Annotated in this window: 1 rRNA gene; it reads left to right on the top strand. The window is 52.5% G+C overall.

Annotation, left to right across the window (positions count from 1 at the left end):
• Positions 1–510: ribosomal RNA gene (locus tag H4J50_RS19085) — 16S ribosomal RNA — on the top strand; the annotation flags it as partial.

The following is a 510-nucleotide window of genomic DNA, read 5'->3' as shown; positions in this document are numbered from 1 at the left end:
ACTCGCAGAAGAAGCACCGGCTAACTTCGTGCCAGCAGCCGCGGTAATACGAGGGGTGCAAGCGTTAATCGGAATTACTGGGCGTAAAGCGTGCGTAGGTGGTTTGTTAAGCAAGATGTGAAAGCCCCGGGCTCAACCTGGGAACTGCATTTTGAACTGGCAAACTAGAGTATTGTAGAGGGTAGTGGAATTTCCAGTGTAGCGGTGAAATGCGTAGAGATTGGAAGGAACATCAGTGGCGAAGGCGGCTACCTGGACAAATACTGACACTGAGGCACGAAAGCGTGGGGAGCAAACAGGATTAGATACCCTGGTAGTCCACGCCGTAAACGATGTCAACTAGCCGTCTGTGACCTTGAGTCGTGGGTGGCGCAGCTAACGCACTAAGTTGACCGCCTGGGGAGTACGGCCGCAAGGTTAAAACTCAAATGAATTGACGGGGGCCCGCACAAGCGGTGGAGCATGTGGTTTAATTCGATGCAACGCGAAGAACCTTACCATCCCTTGACA

The sequence above is a fragment of the Colwellia sp. 6M3 genome, assembly GCF_014077595.1.
Classification (GTDB): domain Bacteria; phylum Pseudomonadota; class Gammaproteobacteria; order Enterobacterales; family Alteromonadaceae; genus Cognaticolwellia.
This window is presented reverse-complemented; position numbering and strand designations above follow the sequence as displayed.